Origin of the sequence: Sphingomonas abaci (genome assembly GCF_014199625.1) — a bacterium.
Classification (GTDB): domain Bacteria; phylum Pseudomonadota; class Alphaproteobacteria; order Sphingomonadales; family Sphingomonadaceae; genus Sphingomonas; species Sphingomonas abaci.
The window spans coordinates 1-16,788 of the sequence record NZ_JACHNY010000006.1; the positions used below are offsets into that span (position 1 = coordinate 1).

Annotated in this window: 19 protein-coding genes and 2 pseudogenes; 12 read left to right on the forward strand and 9 right to left on the reverse strand. The window is 67.3% G+C overall.

Annotation, left to right across the window (positions count from 1 at the left end; all coding sequences use genetic code 11):
• Window positions 1-86 precede the first annotated feature (86 nt).
• Window positions 87-895: pseudogene (locus GGQ96_RS13890) on the reverse strand (IS3 family transposase); the annotation flags it as partial.
• A 261-nt stretch (window positions 896-1,156) separates the two neighbouring features.
• Here GGQ96_RS13890 and GGQ96_RS13895 point away from each other — a divergent pair.
• A complete protein-coding gene (locus tag GGQ96_RS13895; RefSeq protein WP_184115823.1) occupies window positions 1,157-1,963 on the forward strand; it encodes a hypothetical protein in 807 nt (268 codons plus the stop codon).
• A 76-nt stretch (window positions 1,964-2,039) separates the two neighbouring features.
• Here the strand turns inward: GGQ96_RS13895 and GGQ96_RS21470 are convergent, their stop codons facing one another.
• The 3 genes and pseudogenes from GGQ96_RS21470 to GGQ96_RS13905 all read right to left on the reverse strand — a co-directional run bounded on the left by GGQ96_RS21470 (window position 2,040) and on the right by GGQ96_RS13905 (window position 3,340).
• Complete coding sequence (locus GGQ96_RS21470) at window positions 2,040-2,552, reverse strand: hypothetical protein (RefSeq protein WP_246360598.1); 513 nt, start codon at window positions 2,550-2,552, stop codon at window positions 2,040-2,042.
• A 94-nt stretch (window positions 2,553-2,646) separates the two neighbouring features.
• Window positions 2,647-3,126, reverse strand: a pseudogene (locus GGQ96_RS21855) (DNA cytosine methyltransferase); the annotation flags it as partial.
• Window positions 3,101-3,340, reverse strand: coding sequence for a hypothetical protein (locus tag GGQ96_RS13905; protein WP_184115827.1), 240 nt, complete (start codon window positions 3,338-3,340; stop codon window positions 3,101-3,103). The gene GGQ96_RS13905 and the pseudogene GGQ96_RS21855, both read right to left, overlap by 26 nt.
• Before the next feature lie 206 nt (window positions 3,341-3,546).
• Here GGQ96_RS13905 and GGQ96_RS13910 point away from each other — a divergent pair, with 206 nt between their 5' ends.
• The 5 genes from GGQ96_RS13910 (at window position 3,547) to GGQ96_RS13930 (ending at window position 8,112) form a co-directional block, all read left to right on the forward strand.
• On the forward strand, window positions 3,547-3,777 hold the full coding sequence (locus GGQ96_RS13910; RefSeq protein ID WP_184115829.1) for a hypothetical protein: 231 nt from the start codon (window positions 3,547-3,549) through the stop codon (window positions 3,775-3,777).
• Between the two features lie 42 nt (window positions 3,778-3,819).
• Window positions 3,820-4,719: a sulfate adenylyltransferase subunit CysD gene (cysD, locus tag GGQ96_RS13915; protein WP_184115831.1), complete on the forward strand. Its 900-nt coding sequence runs from the start codon at window positions 3,820-3,822 to the stop codon at window positions 4,717-4,719.
• Window positions 4,719-6,650 (forward strand): sulfate adenylyltransferase subunit CysN, encoded by a 1,932-nt coding sequence (gene cysN / locus GGQ96_RS13920; RefSeq protein WP_184115833.1) that lies wholly within the window; start codon window positions 4,719-4,721, stop codon window positions 6,648-6,650. Before cysD ends, cysN begins: the two co-directional genes overlap by 1 nt.
• Window positions 6,647-7,381 (forward strand): inositol monophosphatase family protein, encoded by a 735-nt coding sequence (locus GGQ96_RS13925; protein ID WP_184115835.1) that lies wholly within the window; start codon window positions 6,647-6,649, stop codon window positions 7,379-7,381. The genes cysN and GGQ96_RS13925 overlap by 4 nt, the downstream gene beginning before the upstream one ends.
• 113 nt (window positions 7,382-7,494) lie before the next feature.
• A complete protein-coding gene (locus tag GGQ96_RS13930; RefSeq protein WP_184115837.1) occupies window positions 7,495-8,112 on the forward strand; it encodes a PEPxxWA-CTERM sorting domain-containing protein in 618 nt (205 codons plus the stop codon).
• 42 nt (window positions 8,113-8,154) lie between these two features.
• Here the strand turns inward: GGQ96_RS13930 and GGQ96_RS13935 are convergent, their stop codons facing one another.
• The 5 genes from GGQ96_RS13935 to radA form a co-directional block, all read right to left on the reverse strand.
• Window positions 8,155-8,478 (reverse strand): DUF423 domain-containing protein, encoded by a 324-nt coding sequence (locus GGQ96_RS13935; protein WP_184115838.1) that lies wholly within the window; start codon window positions 8,476-8,478, stop codon window positions 8,155-8,157.
• Entirely contained in the window at window positions 8,478-10,220 is a 1,743-nt protein-coding gene (locus GGQ96_RS13940) for a cation:proton antiporter domain-containing protein (protein WP_184115839.1), read from the reverse strand. Before GGQ96_RS13940 ends, GGQ96_RS13935 begins: the two co-directional genes overlap by 1 nt.
• The gene (locus tag GGQ96_RS13945; RefSeq protein WP_184115840.1) at window positions 10,213-10,659 is read right to left on the reverse strand and encodes an iron-sulfur cluster assembly scaffold protein; all 447 of its coding nucleotides are present in this window, start codon (window positions 10,657-10,659) and stop codon (window positions 10,213-10,215) included. The genes GGQ96_RS13940 and GGQ96_RS13945 overlap by 8 nt, the downstream gene beginning before the upstream one ends.
• Window positions 10,656-11,219: a CvpA family protein gene (locus tag GGQ96_RS13950; RefSeq protein WP_184115841.1), complete on the reverse strand. Its 564-nt coding sequence runs from the start codon at window positions 11,217-11,219 to the stop codon at window positions 10,656-10,658. The genes GGQ96_RS13945 and GGQ96_RS13950 overlap by 4 nt, the downstream gene beginning before the upstream one ends.
• Before the next feature lie 99 nt (window positions 11,220-11,318).
• A complete protein-coding gene (gene radA, locus GGQ96_RS13955; RefSeq protein ID WP_184115842.1) occupies window positions 11,319-12,692 on the reverse strand; it encodes a DNA repair protein RadA in 1,374 nt (457 codons plus the stop codon).
• A gap of 91 nt (window positions 12,693-12,783) precedes the next feature.
• Here radA and GGQ96_RS13960 point away from each other — a divergent pair, with 91 nt between their 5' ends.
• The 6 genes from GGQ96_RS13960 (at window position 12,784) to GGQ96_RS13985 (ending at window position 16,777) form a co-directional block, all read left to right on the forward strand.
• Window positions 12,784-13,926, forward strand: a complete 1,143-nt coding sequence (locus GGQ96_RS13960) for a glycosyltransferase family 4 protein (RefSeq protein ID WP_184115843.1) — start codon at window positions 12,784-12,786, stop codon at window positions 13,924-13,926.
• 76 nt (window positions 13,927-14,002) lie between these two features.
• On the forward strand, window positions 14,003-14,575 hold the full coding sequence (locus GGQ96_RS13965; protein ID WP_184115845.1) for a NifU family protein: 573 nt from the start codon (window positions 14,003-14,005) through the stop codon (window positions 14,573-14,575).
• Window positions 14,575-15,165, forward strand: coding sequence for a malonic semialdehyde reductase (locus GGQ96_RS13970; protein ID WP_184115847.1), 591 nt, complete (start codon window positions 14,575-14,577; stop codon window positions 15,163-15,165). The genes GGQ96_RS13965 and GGQ96_RS13970 overlap by 1 nt, the downstream gene beginning before the upstream one ends.
• Window positions 15,166-15,183: 18 nt before the next feature.
• On the forward strand, window positions 15,184-15,801 hold the full coding sequence (tsaB, locus tag GGQ96_RS13975) for a tRNA (adenosine(37)-N6)-threonylcarbamoyltransferase complex dimerization subunit type 1 TsaB (RefSeq protein ID WP_184115849.1): 618 nt from the start codon (window positions 15,184-15,186) through the stop codon (window positions 15,799-15,801).
• Window positions 15,801-16,268, forward strand: a complete 468-nt coding sequence (locus tag GGQ96_RS13980) for a GNAT family N-acetyltransferase (protein WP_184116264.1) — start codon at window positions 15,801-15,803, stop codon at window positions 16,266-16,268. Before tsaB ends, GGQ96_RS13980 begins: the two co-directional genes overlap by 1 nt.
• Before the next feature lie 86 nt (window positions 16,269-16,354).
• Window positions 16,355-16,777, forward strand: a complete 423-nt coding sequence (locus GGQ96_RS13985) for a Fur family transcriptional regulator (protein WP_125994556.1) — start codon at window positions 16,355-16,357, stop codon at window positions 16,775-16,777.
• Window positions 16,778-16,788 lie beyond the last annotated feature (11 nt).

Genomic DNA, 16,788 nt, shown 5'->3' on the forward strand with positions numbered 1-16,788 from the left:
CTGGCTCAGATTGCATGCCGCGCCGATGATTGTCGGCGCATGGATATCTGCTGGCCAAAACCCGCCGCTGCTTCCCGACATAGGACGTTGTCGCTGACAATCAGGAGCGGCTTGCCACGCTCACCAAGCAGCGCCGTCAGCTCGCGTGCGACACGGGCGCCGGACAGCGACGTGTCCGCCACCAAGGCCAGGCACTCCCGGCTGAAGTCATCGACCACTGCCAGGATGCGGAAGCGCCGCCCGCAGACGAAGGCGTCTGATACGAAGTCGAGGCTCCAGCGCTGGTTCGGCTCCTGCGGCACCGTCATCGGTGCGCGCGTGCCGAGCGCCCGCTTGCGTCCGCCACGCCGGCGCACCTTCAGCCCTTCCTCGCGGTAAATCCGCAGCAGCTTCTTGTGGTTGGGCGCCAGCCCCTCCCGGGCGAGGAGGTAGCCTAGTCGCCGATAGCCGAACCGGCGACGTTCCGTCGCCAGTTCCCGCAGGCGCTGGCGCAGGGTGCCGTCGTCGGACCGCACCGGCTCGTACCGGACGACCCGACGCGCTACGCCGACGATGTCGCAGGCGCGCCGCTCGCTCAGGTTCAGCTTCTCGCGGATGAGATGGACCGCCCGCCGCTCCGCGTCGGGCGTCACCAGTTTTTTCCCGCGATCTCCTTGAGTGCCGCGTTGTCGAGCATGGCGTCCGCCAGCAGCCGCTTCAGGCGCGCATTCTCGTCCTCCAGCGCCTTCAACCGTCGAGCTTCAGATATCTCCAGGCCGCCATATTTGGCCTTCCACTTGTAAAAGGTCGCGTCGCTAATCCCGTGCGTGCGGCACACGTCTGCCGTCTTCGCGCCGGCCTCCTGCTCCTTCACAATCGCGATGATCTGCTCGTCCGAAAACCTGCTCCGCTTCATCTGTCCTTCTCCTGTCGAGGCGGACTCTACCTCATCGCGGTCACATTCCAGGGGAGCACGTCACCCCCCCCACAGCAACCCACCACTCCCCTTGATCCATGGCTGTTTAGGCTAGGGCGAGAAGGATCGGGGTCATGGGGTTACTGTATGCGGCGTTGCAGGTTGTCCAAGGAATGCTGGCAGCCTGATGACAGGTCTTGGCCGAACACCCGTTTCACCGTAAAGGAACAAGGGTCAAATCTTTCAAATGGTTTATAGATCGTGCATAATGGCAATGCTGAAAAAGAAGCACCAAATTGGCTGTTTCCCGTCATTGGAATTATTATTTCTATAGCGTTAGCTGCAGGATTAGGGGTGGTTTGGGGCAAATCGTCAAAGGTTTCGCAGGCACTTTTTCCTTCATATTACGCCAGCAACCAAACCAACTCAGAGGGTGTGCACGCCCCATGTATAACGCCTCATAGCCGAGAAGAGTCTGATCTTTGCGCTCAGTGGAAGGCGGCATCTGCGGCAGAGACCAGTTCTAACTGGGCAAAATGGGCTAGCATTAGCGGTATACTTAGCACCATTGCTGTTGTTGCTGCCCTTTACATGGCATTAGATGCAAACCGGATCGCTCGACGAACTGCATCTCAGCAACTTAGAGCTTACGTTTCGATAGATTCGATTGGCTTTGAAAATATATTGGTTGGCGCTTATGTTCGATGCAACGTAAAGATGCGTAACTTTGGTCAGACGCCAGCTTACAAATTTGATATTGTAACCTATGCGACGTTTGATCAAACTTTTGACCAAGATATAAATCTTACTGCTCAAAACACAAACCCTACGCCCTCGACGTTGTCGCCAGGGGCATCGGGCCACGCGTACCCGCGTCTTGGAACGCTCTGGACGCCATTTCTCGACCATCTTTATAGAACAGGTAAACTTAGATTGGTAGTTTTCGGCTACGCTGAATATACCGACATATTTGGCGTTAATCATCGAACAGATATTAAGGTCTACAATGATGCATCAACGCCGGTTGGAACAACCATTCAATACCCGACAGGCAATCGAGCCACCTAAACCGTGCAGGAACGGCCTGCGCACTTGTCCATCCTGGGTAGTGTCCGGGATACCTGCGGTGGTCATGCTGCGGCCCTCACAGCAGACTGCCCTGCGCTGGCGGTGCGATCGTCAGCAGCTCGGAAAGAGCCTCCCGCTGCCTCGTCAGCCAGCAGTCCATGCAGCCGCACCCAAGCGAGGGCTGCGGCGAGTGGCACGACGCCGTTCCCGCAGTGTCGAAGCCGCTCAATCCTTCCGGCCACCCCATGAGCCACTCCACAAACAGCGGGTTCAAGCGACGGAGCGTCTCGGATGATTTTTCCCCAGATGGGGTCGGACGGTCCGGGAGCGAAAGGTCGGTCATAGCGAGGGCGCGGATGCCCGCCGCCAGTTCCATCGCCTTGCGGCTGAAGTCGCTGTTGCCGGCTGCGTTGTAGGTGTCCGTGCCGGCCGAGCCCGCCATCGGCGTTGGCCAGTGCGACGACACCGCCACTGCCTGCCCGCTGAGCAGCAACTCCGACGATCGATCCCCGCTTCGCGTCAGCCTGGTTCCGGCGGTCACTGCTACGCTCGGCGTCTCCCAAGTGGCAGTAGCCGTGCGAAGATCCATGCCCCCGTCTCCGTGCACTCCCGCCCCGTTGGTGTCGGAGGTGCGAACGATCGGCCAAGATAAAGAACCGTTCGCGTCGGTGGCTCGCTCCGGCCTCGGCCGCGCTGAATATTCCAGCCGCAACGCGACAGCCCAATCGCTCCAGTGCGGGGATAGCGACGGCGAGTTGCCCGGCGAGATTCCCCGGTACGTTCTCGCGGAAGAAGGCGTGAGCCCCGCTTTGGTCGAAGACCTCAATGGCGCGGTCGAGCAGCCATCGGTCATCGTCGGCACCGAGGCGCTTTCCGGCGACGCTGTTGCCTTGGCAGGGATCGCCCGACAGGACGCAATCCACCGCGCCACACCACTCGCCAGCGTCGAAGGTTCGCAGGTCAGACCAGATAGCAGCCGGATGAAGCCGCCCCGCTTCCATGCTCGCGACCAGGCTTGCGGCGGCTGATGCTTCCCTCTCCACGAAAGCGACGCAGCGCGCGTCGGGTCGAGCGATGCGGACTCCGAGGTCAAGTCCTCCGACACCGGCACAGATGCTGAGGGTACGTAGAGCCATGTCACGCCGCCCTCCCCTGACGCGCATACTCGCCCGTCAGCCAACGCATCTTTTCACGAGCGGCGCTGTCTGACTTGTGCGCGGAGATGAAGCCGAACTGGACCGTGTCAGGGTCGTCGCGATCACCGTCGTTGATCCGCCAGTAGAGACAGAAGCGCGCCTTCATCGGTGCGACGAAGAAGTCGATCCATTCGCCGGCACGCGGCACTGGCAGCTTTAGGGTGGGGTACACCTCGCTCACGCCGCCCTCCCCTGGGGGTATGCGGGGACGATGGCGGTTTTCCAATCCACCGCGCTCCCGAGGCGATTTTGAGCCCCGTTTTCCCGAACAAGCGGGGAACAACGGCGGATTTCTGCGCTGTCGGGTTTATTGACAGTTAACCCTGTGCGTTAAACCGGGATCGACGGTTTTCCGCCACTGGCGCGCGTCTTGCGTAACCATCGGGCATGTTCCAGAAGCTGCTCCGCCTGTTCGTCATCAAGACCAAGTTCGAGGCCTTTCTGGTCATCTACGGCCTGGCGGTCGGGGCGACGCAGCGCGGCGTCCAGTACCTGCATCAATATCCCGGCTATGCCGGCTGGCTGCTGTTCGCCTGCTGCCCGGTCGCGGTGTTCATGGCCGGCGCGCGCATCCTCGACTCGATCGAGCGGGAGCGACTTGAGCGCGTGACAGGATAACTTCGTCGCCACGGCGCGTGCGATCATTACATCGGCACCGTCATGAGCGGGCTCACCCATCTTCAACGGCTCGAAGCCGAAAGCATCCACATCCTGCGCGAGGTCGTCGCCGAGGCGGCCAACCCGGTGATGCTCTATTCGATCGGCAAGGATTCGGTGGTGATGCTGCACCTGGCCAAGAAGGCATTCGCGCCCGGCCGACCGCCCTTCCCACTGCTCCATGTCGACACGACGTGGAAGTTTCGCGCCATGTACGCCCTGCGCGACCGGGCTGCGGAGAACGCGGGGATGCGGCTGATCGTCCACCGCAATCCGGAAGCCGAGGCGCTGGGCATCAATCCCTTCGATCATGGCGGCCGCCATACCGACATGTGGAAGACCGAGGGGCTGAAACAGGCGCTGAGCCTCCACGGCTTCGACGCGGCATTCGGCGGCGCGCGGCGCGACGAGGAGAAGAGCCGCGCCAAGGAGCGCATCTTCTCCTTCCGCTCCGCCTCGCACGGCTGGGATCCCAAGGCGCAGCGGCCCGAGCTCTGGCACCTCTACAATGCCCGGCTGCACAAGGGCGAGAGCCTGCGCGTCTTCCCGCTGTCGAACTGGACCGAGCTCGACATCTGGCAATATATCGTGGCCGAGGGGATCGAGATCGTGCCGCTCTATTTCGCCGCGCCGCGCCCCACCGTGGAGCGCGACGGTATGCTGCTGATGGTCGATGACGAGCGCTTCCGCCTGCGCCCCGGCGAGGTGCCGGTCGAACGCTCGATCCGCTTCCGTACGCTCGGCTGCTATCCGCTGACCGGCGCGGTGGAGAGCGAGGCGGACACGCTGTCGGCGGTGATCCAGGAGATGCTGCTCACCACAACCTCCGAACGCCAGGGCCGCGCCATCGACCACGACCAGGCCGCCAGCATGGAGAAGAAAAAGCGCGAGGGGTATTTCTGATGTCCGGTGCCGTGTCCGACCTCGCCTATCGCCCCGACGACCTGATCGCCGAGGATATCGACGCCTATCTTGCCGGCCATGCCGCCAAGTCGATGCTGCGCTTCATCACCTGCGGCTCGGTCGACGACGGCAAGTCGACGCTGATCGGCCGGCTTCTCTATGACAGTCGCGCGATCTTCGCCGACCAGCTCGCCGCCCTGGAGGCGGATTCGGCGCGCGTCGGCACGCAAGGGTCGAACATCGACTTCGCGCTGCTGGTCGATGGCCTCGCCGCCGAGCGCGAGCAGGGCATCACCATCGATGTCGCCTATCGCTTCTTCTCGACCGAAAAACGCAAGTTCATTGTCGCCGACACGCCCGGCCACGAGCAATATACCCGCAACATGGTCACCGGCGCCTCGACCGCCGACGCCGCCGTGATCCTGATCGACGCGCGAAAGGGCATCCTGACCCAGACGCGCCGCCACTCCTATCTCGCCCATCTGGTCGGCATCCGCCATATCGTGCTGGCGGTGAACAAGATGGACCTGGTCGACCACGACCAGGGCGTGTTCGCGCAGATCGTCGCCGATTATGCCGGCTTCGCCAGCACGATCGGGATCGACGAATTCACCGCCATCCCGCTGTCCGGCCTGACCGGCGCGAACGTCACCGGCCCGTCGGACGCCATGGACTGGTATACGGGACCAAGCCTGCTCGCGCATCTGGAGGCGCTGCCGGTCGACGATGCGCGTCAGGCGTCGTGGCCATTCCGGATGTCGGTGCAGTGGGTCAACCGGCCCGATCTCGATTTCCGGGGATTCGCCGGACAGATCGCCGCCGGCACCGTGTCGGTCGGCGAGCGGGTGCGCGTCGTCCCCTCGGGCCGGATCACCACCATCGCCACGATCCTGGGGCCGGACGGCGTGCGGCAGACCGCCACCGCGGGCGAATCGGTGACGTTGACGCTGGCGGACGAGGTGGATTGCTCGCGCGGCGACGTGCTGGCCGCCGCCGGCGATCCGCCGCAAGTCGCCGACCAGTTCGTGGCCACCATCGTATGGATGGCGGACCAGCCGCTGGCGCCGGGACGCGGCTATTGGCTGAAACTCGGCACGCAGACGGTCAACGCGACCGTCCAGCCGCCGCGCCATGTCGTCGACGTCAATACCCAGGGCCATCTCGCCGCGCCGACGCTGGCGCTGAACGATATCGGCGTCGCGGAGGTCTATTGCGACCGGCCGATCGTGTTCGAACCCTATCGGGATAGCACGGACCTGGGCGGATTCATCCTGATCGACCGCGCGACCAACGCGACCGTGGCCGCCGGCATGATCGACCAGCCGCTGCGCCGCGCCGGCAACGTCCATTGGCAGTCGATCGACGTGACGCGCGAGGCCCATGCCGCACAGAAGGGCCAGTCGCCCCGCGTGCTGTGGTTCACCGGCCTGTCCGGCTCGGGCAAGTCGACCATCGCCAATCTGGTCGAAAAGAAGCTGCACGCGCTCGGCCGCCACAGCTTCCTGCTCGACGGCGACAATATCCGCCACGGCCTGAACCGCGACCTCGACTTTTCCGAGGCGGGGCGGATCGAGAATATCCGCCGCATCGGCGAAGTGGCGCGGCTGATGGCCGATGCCGGCTTGATCGTGCTGACCGCCTTCATCTCGCCGTTCCGCGCCGAGCGCGACATGGTGCGCGGGCTGCTGCCGCCTGGCGAGTTCGTCGAGATCTTCATCGACACGCCGCTCGACGTGGCCGAGCGCCGCGACGTGAAAGGCCTTTATGCCAAGGCGCGGGCGGGCGAGATTGCAGACTTCACCGGCATCTCCAGTCCCTATGAAGCACCCGACCGGCCGGAGATCCGCGTCGACACGCTGCGGGAGACGCCGGAAGCGGCCGCCGAGCGGATCGTCGAACATGTCATCGGCGTGTGGAGCCACGAACTGTGAACGATACCCGATTGGCCGCCGACATCGCGCGCGACGCCGGTGCGCTGCTGCTCGCCATTCGGGCCGAGGCGCGCGAGGATGGCAAGGCGCTGGGCGATCGCGGCGACCGAGAGGCCAATGCGCTGATCCTGCGGCGGCTGGCCGCGGCGCGGCCTGACGACTTCATCCTGTCGGAGGAGTCGCTGGACGATCGCCGCCGCTGCGCCGCCAGCCGCGTCTGGATCGTCGACCCCCTGGACGGCACGCGCGAATATGCCGGCGGGCTGGACGAATGGGCGGTGCATATCGGGCTCGCGGTCGATGGCCGACCGGCGTTCGGCGCGGTGGCGGTGCCGGCGCTGGACCGCGTCTGGTGCACCGACCATGCCCGCGCCGCCACCGAGCCCGCGCCGCCCCGTCCGCGCGTGGTGGTCAGCCGCAGCCGCTGCCCCGACATCGCGCTGGCGGTCGGCCGGGCGCTGGATGCCGAATTGGTGCCGATGGGTTCGGCCGGGGCCAAGGCCATGGCGGTGATCGATGGCCGCGCCGACATCTACCTGCATGACGGCGGCCAATATGAATGGGACAATTGCGCCCCTGCCGCCGTCGCTCTGGCGGCCGGCCTCCACGCGTCGCGAATCGATGGCAGCCCGCTGGTCTATAATTGCGCCGACCCGCTGCTGCCCGACCTCCTGATCTGCCGGCCGGAATGGGTCGGACGCGTGCTGGCCGCCATTTCGGACCTTCGTTGATCACGCGAATGTCTCATGTCGGTATGTGACAAATATGATTGACGTGTATCAGCCATGTCATAGGCGGTAGGCCCACTGCGTCGGCCGATCCGGGCGTGACGCGGTGAAATATCATGAAGATCCATCACATCCTGTCCATCGCTTCGGCGGTGGTGTTCAGTGCTGCCCCGGCTATGCCGGCGCAGGCCGCGCTCTTCACCAATGGCGATTTCAGCAACGGCCTGACTGGCTGGACGGCCAGCGGCAATGTGCACGTCGCGGCGCTGCCCTATTACGGCATAACGTCCGGAACGAACGGCACGAAAGTCGCCGTCTTCAACGGTGGCGACAGCCGGCCGAAAGGCGACCTGTGGCAGACCATCGCCACCCTGGCGGGCGGCGCCTATCGACTGACCTTCAGCTATGCGGTCATCTCGAACGGCAACCAGTCGATCGCCGCCAGTGCGGCGGATGCCGGCTCGGCGCTGGTGCTGGCCACGAACAGCTTCGCGACGACCAGCACCGCGCTGCGCATGGCGATGCTCGACTTCGTCGTCCGGTCGACCAGCACGGTCATCAGGTTCGCGAATATCGCGACCAACAATACGATCAGCCAGGACCTGGGTTTCACCAACGTCGCGGTGGCCGCCATTCCCGAGCCCGCGACCTGGGCGCTGATGCTGGTCGGCTTCGGCCTGGTCGGCGCGGCGACCCGCTATCGCCGCCGCAGCGTCGCGGCGCGTTTCGCCTGATCAAGCCACCGGGGGCGTGCGGAACGCTCCGCCCGCACCCGCCTAGCCGCGCAGCCGCCAGGCCAGCCACAGCCAGCCGCCGATCAGCATCGCCCCGCCGATCGGCGTCACCGCTCCCAGCCAGCGCGGCGCGCCCAGCGCCATGGCGTAGAGCGTCAACGCGAAGATCGCTCCGCCCGCCACGAACAGCCAGCCCGGCCCCCGCGCCTCCAGCCGCAGCGCGACGAGCGCGGCGACGGCGTGGATCAGCTGATACTGCCCACCGGTGCGCAGCCATTCCGCCGCCTGGCCCTGCGCTCCATGCGCGCCGAACGCGCCCGCCGCCACCGCCAGCGCGCCCGCCAGCCCTGCGAACAGTCCCAGCATCAGTCCCTCGCCTTCTGAGTCACGATCCGGTCAAGCGCCGCGCGCAAGTCGCCGGTGGCGCGCTGCTCGCGCAGCCGTTCCCGGTCGCGGTGGCGATATTCCTCCTCCGCCCGATCGATCGCCGCACCATCGACGCGCAGCGACTTCAGCGCGCGGCGGCCCATCTCGATGGCCGAACCCATCACCTCGCGCACCACATATTCGACCGGCGCGTCGCGCAGCTTGATGAGCGCGCGCCGATCATAGGCACGGACGAACAGAGTGGCCTGCGGGAAGGCGGCATGGACGCCCTCCAGCATGTCCGGCTCGAGCTGGTCGCCGTCGATGCAGAATAGAATCAGCTCCGCCTCCGCCGCGCCGGCCTGGCGCAGCAGGTCAAGCCGGGTGCCGTCGCCATAATAGACGGTCGCGCCGAAGCTGCCGGCGATCTCGATCATCTCGATGTCGCGATCGATCAGCGTCACCGGGATGTCCTGCAGGATCAGCATCTGCGCGACCGTCTGCCCGAACCGGCCATAGCCGACGACGATGGCGTTGGCGCCGTCGGTCTTCGGGCCGTCGGGCGCCTGGCGCGGCTGGACAGGGGCCTCGCGGAACCGCTTGGTCGCGCCTATCAGGAACGGCGTGGTCGCCATGGACAGGGTGACGATCGCGCCGAACAGGCTTGCCGCCTCGGGCGCGACGAGCAATCCGTCCTGCGCCTGGGCGAACAGCACGAAGCCGAACTCCCCACCCTGGCTGAGCAGCAGGCCGAGCGCCAACGCGTTGCGCCACGTCATGCCAAAGGCCATGCCGATGCCGACGATCACCACCGCCTTGGTCGCGATCAGCGCCGCCGCCATCGCGAAGACGAAGGCCGGTCGCTCGGCGATCGCGCCCAGGTCCAGCATCATCCCCACCGCCAGGAAGAACAGGCCGAGCAGGATCGAGCGGAACGGATCGACATCCGCCTCCAGCTCGTGGCGATAGGGGCTGTCCGCCAGCATCACGCCCGCGACGAACGCGCCAAGCGCGGTCGACAGCCCGAAATACTCCATCACCGCCGCCGAGGCGATCACCGTGAACAGCGCCGCGAACACGAACATCTCGCGCTCGCCCAGATTGCCGATGAGCCGGAACAGCGGCCGCAACAGGAAACGCCCGGCCAGGATCAGACCCACGACCGCGACCAACGTATAGACGCCGAGCAGCCAGCCCGGCGGTGCATGGGCGTCGGCGGGATTGCGGCTGAGCGCGGCGACGATGGTAATCAGCGGGACGATCGACAGGTCCTGGAACAGCAGGATGGCGAAGGTCCGCTCACCGAACGGCGTGCGCAGCCGCCCCGCCGATTGCAGCATCGGCAGCACCTGCGCGGTGGAGGACAGGGCCAGCGGCAGGCCGAGCGCCAGCGCGGCCGGGCCGCTGAATCCGGCCAGCCACACCACGCCCGTCACCGCCAGCCCGCAGGCCAGCACCTGGAGCAGGCCCAGCCCGAAGATCTCGTGCTTCATCCGCCAGAGCCGCGACGGGTTCAGCTCCAGCCCGACGATGAACAGCAGCAGGGTGATGCCAAGCTCGGCGATCCCCATCTTCGATTCCGCGCCGTCGACCAGCCCCAGCACATGCGGGCCGACGACCGCCCCCGCGACCAGATAGCCGAGCGTCGCACCCAGCCCCAGGCGGCGGAACACCAGCACGAAGGCGAGGCCGACCCCAAGCAGGATCGCGCCATCGCGCAGCAGCGACACGTCGTTATGCATCGACCGCCGTGGCCTTGGCCTGCGCCTGCGCCGCCGCCTCCGCCGCCGCCTCGAAGGCGAGGCGGATCGAGGGATGGCGCGCGCTATAGGCCAGGGCGGGCGTGAACAGCGCCAGGCCCGGCCAGGCGGGCGGATCGCCCTGCCCCGCCGCCAGCCAGTCGGTCAGGGCGTCGCGCGCCGCCGCCAGTTCGGCGGGCGTGCGGCCGATCACCGCGCGGGCGAGCAGCGCGGTCGAGGCCTGCCCCAACGCGCAGGCGCGCGCCAGCACACCGATCGCGGCGACTCGGCCGTCCGGGCCCAAGTCGATGTCGACCGTCACCCGGCTGCCGCAGATCGGCGAGCGGCGTTCGGCCGACCCTTGCGGGTCGGCGAGCCGCACGTGATGGGGGATGGAGGCGGCGAGCCGCAGGATCTCGGTATTGTACAGCGTCTCGGTCATGGATCGGTACTCGTTCGCTCGGCGGCGGCGGGCTTGGGTCGCGCGCCGAACACTGGCAAGCCACGGCGACGGCGGTCGACGAAATCGGCGATGCCGGCGCTGGTCGCGTTGAGCAGCGGATAGGTGCGGCTCTGCGTCATCCAGAGCGGCCGGCGCGACGGCCCGCCGCTGACCGTGTCGACCACCAGGGCGGCAAGCAGGAAGACGAGGCTGGCGAGGATAAGCCCCTTGAGCGCGCCGAAACCGAAGCCCAGCGCGCGGTCGACCGGTCCCAGGATCGACGTCCGGGTGCGCGCCCCGATCGCCCGGGCGACCAACTTGCCGCCAAAATAGGTCACCCCCGCGATGATCGCGAAGGCCAGCACCGCCGCGCCCGACACGGTGCCAATCACCCCGGTCAGCGATTGCGCCAGCGGGATGTGGAACAGCTTCAGCGCCGCGACGATCGCCACCCAGGCGAACAGCGACAGCACCTCGGTGACGAAGCCCCGGATGCCGCCCAGCACCGCCGCGCCGCCGACCGCGAGCAGCACGATCACGTCCAGCGAGGTCAGCGCCATGCGCCTGGCCCCTCGCCTTCTAGGATCAGGACGGCTGGCTGGGTCACGCTGTCTCCGCTGAACGATCGAGCGCCGCGCCCGCGCGGCTTCGCCCTTCGACTAGCCCCGGCCCAGCATATGGTCAACGAACTGGCCCAGCGTGCGGAACCCCGACAGGCGCAGCGGCCCCTCGTCCTTCGCCATGGCGATCGGCACCATCGCACGCTCGAACCCCAGCTTGCCCGCCTCCTTCAGCCGGAGCGGGCCATGCGCGACCGGCCGCACCTCGCCGGACAGCGCCACCTCGCCGAACGCCACCGCATCCGCCGGCACCGGCCGTTCGGACAGGGCCGAGATCAGCGCCGCCGCCACCGCTAGGTCCGCCGCTGGGTCCTGCACGCGGTAGCCGCCGGCGATGTTCAGATAGACTTCCGCCGTCGAGAAGCTGAGGCCGCACCGCGCCTCCAGCACCGCCAGGATCATCGCCAGCCGCCCGCTGTCCCAGCCGACCACCGCACGGCGGGGCGTCGCCCCGCTCGCCAGCCGCACGACCAGCGCCTGGATCTCGACCAGCACCGGCCGCGTCCCCTCCAGCGCCGGGAAGACGGTCGCGCCCGTCACCCCCTCGTCGCGCTGGGTCAGGAACAGGGCGGACGGATTGCCGACCTCGGTCAGCCCCTCGCTCTGCATCGAGAAGACGCCGATCTCGTCCGTCCCGCCGAACCGGTTCTTGATCGCGCGCAGGATGCGATACTGATGGCTGCGCTCGCCCTCGAAGGCCAGCACCGTGTCGACCATATGCTCCAGTACGCGGGGACCGGCGATGCTGCCATCCTTGGTGACATGGCCGACCAGCACCAACGCGGTGCCGCGCTCCTTGGCGAAGCGGATCAGTTCCTGCGAGGAAGCCCGTACCTGGCTGACAGTGCCGGGCGCGCCCTCGATCAGATCGCTGTGCATGGTCTGGATCGAGTCGATGATGAGCAGGTCGGGCGGCGTGCCGGACGACAGGGTGGTCAGGATGTCGCGAGTCGAGGTGGCCGACGCAAGCTGCACCGGCGCGGACCCCAGCCCCAGCCGCTGCGCGCGCAGCCGTACCTGATCCGCCGCCTCCTCGCCCGAGACATAGGCGACCGACTTGCCCTGCATCGCCATCTGCGCCGCCGCCTGGAGCAGCAGGGTCGACTTGCCGATGCCGGGATCGCCGCCGATCAGCGTCGCCGACGCCTCGACGAAACCGCCGCCCAGCGCCCGGTCGAGCTCGGCGATGCCGGTCGTCATCCGCTCGGGCAGCGCGACCTCGGCGTCGAGGCCGCTCATCAGGATCATCCGCCCCCCGCCCTGCAGGTTGTGCTTGGCGGCGAACGGCGTGGCGCTTGTCCCGGCTTCCTCGACCAGCGTGTTCCAGGAGGAGCAATCGACGCATTGCCCCTGCCAGCGGTGCGACACCGATCCGCAGGACTGGCAGACATAGCGTTTCTGGATCTTGGCCATGGGTGCGACATAAGGGAACAGGACAGGAACGCCAAGCCCTGCGCCACGGCTTATGGTCATTCGCCGCCCACGCGGCTATGGCCCCCGGTCCATGCAGGCCACCGATCTTCGCGTCGCCCTTTTCAGCGGCAACTACAACTATACGCGCGACGGGGCCAACCAGTCGCTGAACCTTTTGGTCGGCTATCTGCTGGCGGCGGGCGTCGCGGTGCGCGTCTATTCGCCGACCCTGCCCAAGCCGGCCTTCGCGCCGACCGGTGACCTGGTCGACGTGCCCGCCATCCCGATGCCGTTCGGGCGCGCCGAATATCGGATCGCACGCGGCCTGCCCCGGCGGGTCGCGCAGGATCTGGAGGCGTTCGTGCCGAACATCGTCCATGTCTCCGCGCCCGAACTGCTCGGCCATGCGGCGGTGCGCTGGGCCAAGCGGCGCGGCATCGCCACCGTGGCCTCCTTCCACACACGCTTCGAGACCTATCCGCGCTATTATGGCCTCGGTGCGCTCGAGCCGCTGTTCGTGCGGCTGATGACGCGCTTCTACGACAAGTTCGACCGGGTATTGGTGCCCAGCCCCAGCATGATCGACTTGCTGCACCAATGGGGCGTCGCCGCGCCGATCGGCATCTGGTCGCGCGGGATCGACCATGACCGGTTCCGCCCCGACCGGCGCAGCCTGGCATGGCGGCGGTCGCTTGGCATCGCGGATGGCGACGTGGCGGTCGGGTTCCTGGGGCGGCTGGTCAAGGAAAAGGGGCTGGACGTGTTCGCCGACGTGATCGCCGCGCTCCGCCAGCGCGGGGTGCCGCACAAGGTGCTGGTGGTCGGCAAGGGGCCGGCGAAGGACTGGTTTGCCGAACAGGCGCCCGAAGCGATCTTCGCCGGCTTCCAGAGCGGCGACGATCTGGGCCGCGCGGTCGCGTCGATGGACGTGTTCTTCAACCCCTCCGTCACCGAGACGTTCGGCAACGTCACCACCGAGGCGATGGCGGCGGGCGTTCCCGTGGTCGCCGCACGCGCGACCGGCGCGGTCGACCTGGTCGTGCCGGGCGAGACGGGCTATCTGGTCGAGCCGCGCGACATCGCCGGCTATGCCGATGCCATCACCGCGATCGTCGCCGATCCGGCCAGGCGCGCCGCGATGGGCCGGGCCGGCCATGCCCGCGCCGCCGCGTATCGCTGGGACACCGCCAACCAGGCGGTGCTCGATACCTACCGCGCGCTGACCGGCGGCTGATCGGTGCAAGCCCGGCAACGCGGCGTTTCCCGACACGGCGCTTGATCCGGCGGCCGGCGCGCGCCACATGCCGCCCATGCTGATCGAAACCGAAGCCACGCCGAACCCGGCGACGCTCAAGTTCCTGCCCGGCCGCGTCGTGATGGACGCCGGCACGCGCGATTTCGCCACCCCCGAGGAAGCGGAGGCGAGCCCGCTGGCCGAGGCGCTGTTCGGCCTGGGCGACGTCACCGGCGTCTTCTTCGGCCGCGACTTCGTCTCGGTGACGATCGCGCCGGGCGCGGACTGGCGCGACGCCAAGCCCGACATATTGTCGATCCTGCTCGACCATTTCTCCGCGCACATGCCGCTGTTCCGCAGCGCCAGCGCCGACTTCGCGGTGCCGGCCGAGGCGGAGAGCTTCGCCGATGACCCCGCCGACGCGGAGATCGTCGCGCAGATCCGCGAGCTGATCGACACGCGCGTCCGCCCGGCGGTGGCCAATGACGGCGGCGACATCGTCTATCGCGGCTTCGACAAGGGCAAGGTCTATCTGCGGATGCAGGGCGCCTGCGCCGGTTGCCCCTCCTCCTCGGCGACGCTCAAGAACGGCATCGAGCAGCTCCTGCGCCACTATGTCCCCGAAGTGACCGAAGTGAGGGCGGTCTGATGGCGACGCTCGACCAGGCCGCGCTCGACCAGCTCTTCCTCGAAGCGCGCAGCTACAATCACTATACCGATCAGCCAGTGTCGGATGACGACCTTCGCGCGTTGTGGGACCTGCTCAAGATGGGCCCGACCTCTGCCAACCAGTTGCCGGCCCGCTTCGTCTGGTGCACGTCGGAGGCGGCCAAGGCAAAGCTGGCCGCCTGCTGTTCGGAGGGCAATCGCGACAAGGTGCTGAAGGCACCGGTGACGGTGATCGTGGCGATGGACACGGAGTTCCACGAGCATCTGCCCGTGCTGTTCCCGCATACCGACGCGAAGAGCTGGTTCGACGGCAACGCCGAGCTGCGCCAGGCGTCCGCCTTCCGCAACTCGACCCTGCAGGGCGCGTATCTGATCATGGCGGCGCGCGCGTTGGGGCTGGACACCGGCCCGATGTCGGGCTTCGACGCCGGCGCGGTGGACAAGGCGTTCTTCGCCGACCAGCCCGCGGTGAAGACCAATTTCATCACGACGCTGGGGCATGGCGACCCCGCCACATTGCACGGCCGGTCGCCGCGCCCGGCCTTCGAGACATTCAACCGGATCGCATGAGCGGACCGGTCTGAACCGATGCGGACGCTGGTGATCGAGACCGCGACCCAAAGCTGTTCGGTCGCGCTGGTCGCGGACGGGCGGCTGGTGGCGGCGCGTCATGCGGTGGTCGGGCGCGGCCATGCCGAGCGGCTGGTGCCGATGATCGCCGAGCTGCCCGAGGGCGGCCGGGCCGAGCGGGTGCTGGTCGATGTGGGGCCGGGCAGCTTCACCGGCGTGCGCGTGGGCATCGCCGCGGCGCGCGGGCTGAAGCTGGGCTGGGGCGCCAGCGTCGGGGGCTTCTCCTCGCTGGCGCTGGTCGCGGCGGCCGCTTTGAGAGACCGCCCCCTGCCGGCCGGCGGGGCGTTCATCGCCGCCGTGCTGGAAGCGGGTCATGGTGAAGTGTTCCTTCAGCGCTTCGACGCCATGCTGTCGCCGCTCGACGAGGTCCGGTCCCTGCCACCGGACCAGGCAGCGGCGCTGATCGGCGACGCGCCGGCGGTCGGCAACGGCGTCCACCGGCTGGAGGGGCTCGTTGGCGATCGGCGCGCGGCGCTGCCCGATGCGGCGGACGTGCTGTTGCTGCCGACCGCGCTTGCCGACCTGCCGCCCCGCCCCTTGTACGGGCGGGCGCCAGACGCCAAGCTGCCGCAATGATGGCGACCCGGATGCTCACCCTGCGGCCTGGCGACACGCGCGACGCCTGGATCGTCGACGAGCTGATGGCGGCCGCCTTCGATCCCCGTTTCGGCGAGGCCTGGACGCGCAGCCAGTGCCTGGGCGTATTGGCGATGCCGGGCGTGTCGCTGATGATCGCCTGTGTCGACGACCAGCCGGCCGGATTCGCCATGACCCGGATCGTCGCCGACGAGGCGGAATTGCTGTTGCTGGCAGTCGCGCCGGCGCATCAGCGCCACGGCATTGGCGGCACGTTGCTAGGCGCGGTGATCGCCGAGTGCGAGCGGGCGGGCGTCAGGACGCTGCACCTGGAGGTGCGGGCCGGCAATCCGGCGCTGGCGCTCTACGGCCAGTCGGGCTTCGCCAAAGTAGGCGAACGCCGCGCCTATTATCGTGGCCGGGACGGCGAGGCATTCGACGCGCACACCTATTCGCGCGCCATCTGATTCGTACATCTAGCTTATTGCGAGTCGGTATCCTCTTTTCGCAACAAGCGAACGCGCCTAATGCGTCCTCATCAAGGAGTGACAAGATGGCGCGCAAGATCGACCTGGAAGCCCTGTGCCAGCAAAAAGGGCTGCGCATCACCGAACAGCGCCGGATCATCGCCCGCGTCCTGTCCGAGGCGGAGGACCATCCGGATGTCGAGAAGGTGTATGAGCGCGCCTCCGCCATCGACAAGGGCATCTCGATCGCCACCGTCTATCGCACGGTGCGGCTGTTCGAGGAGGCCGGCATCCTTGACCGCCACGATTTCGGCGACGGGCGCGCGCGCTACGAACCGTCGCCCGAGGCGCATCATGACCACCTGATCGATGTCGAGACCGGCAACGTCCTGGAATTCGTCGATCCCGAGCTGGAACTGCTGCAAAAGGCCATCGCCGAGCGGATGGGCTTCCGCCTGGTCGACCATCGCATGGAACTCTACGGGGTCCGCCTCGACCGTAAGCCGTGATCCGGACGGGG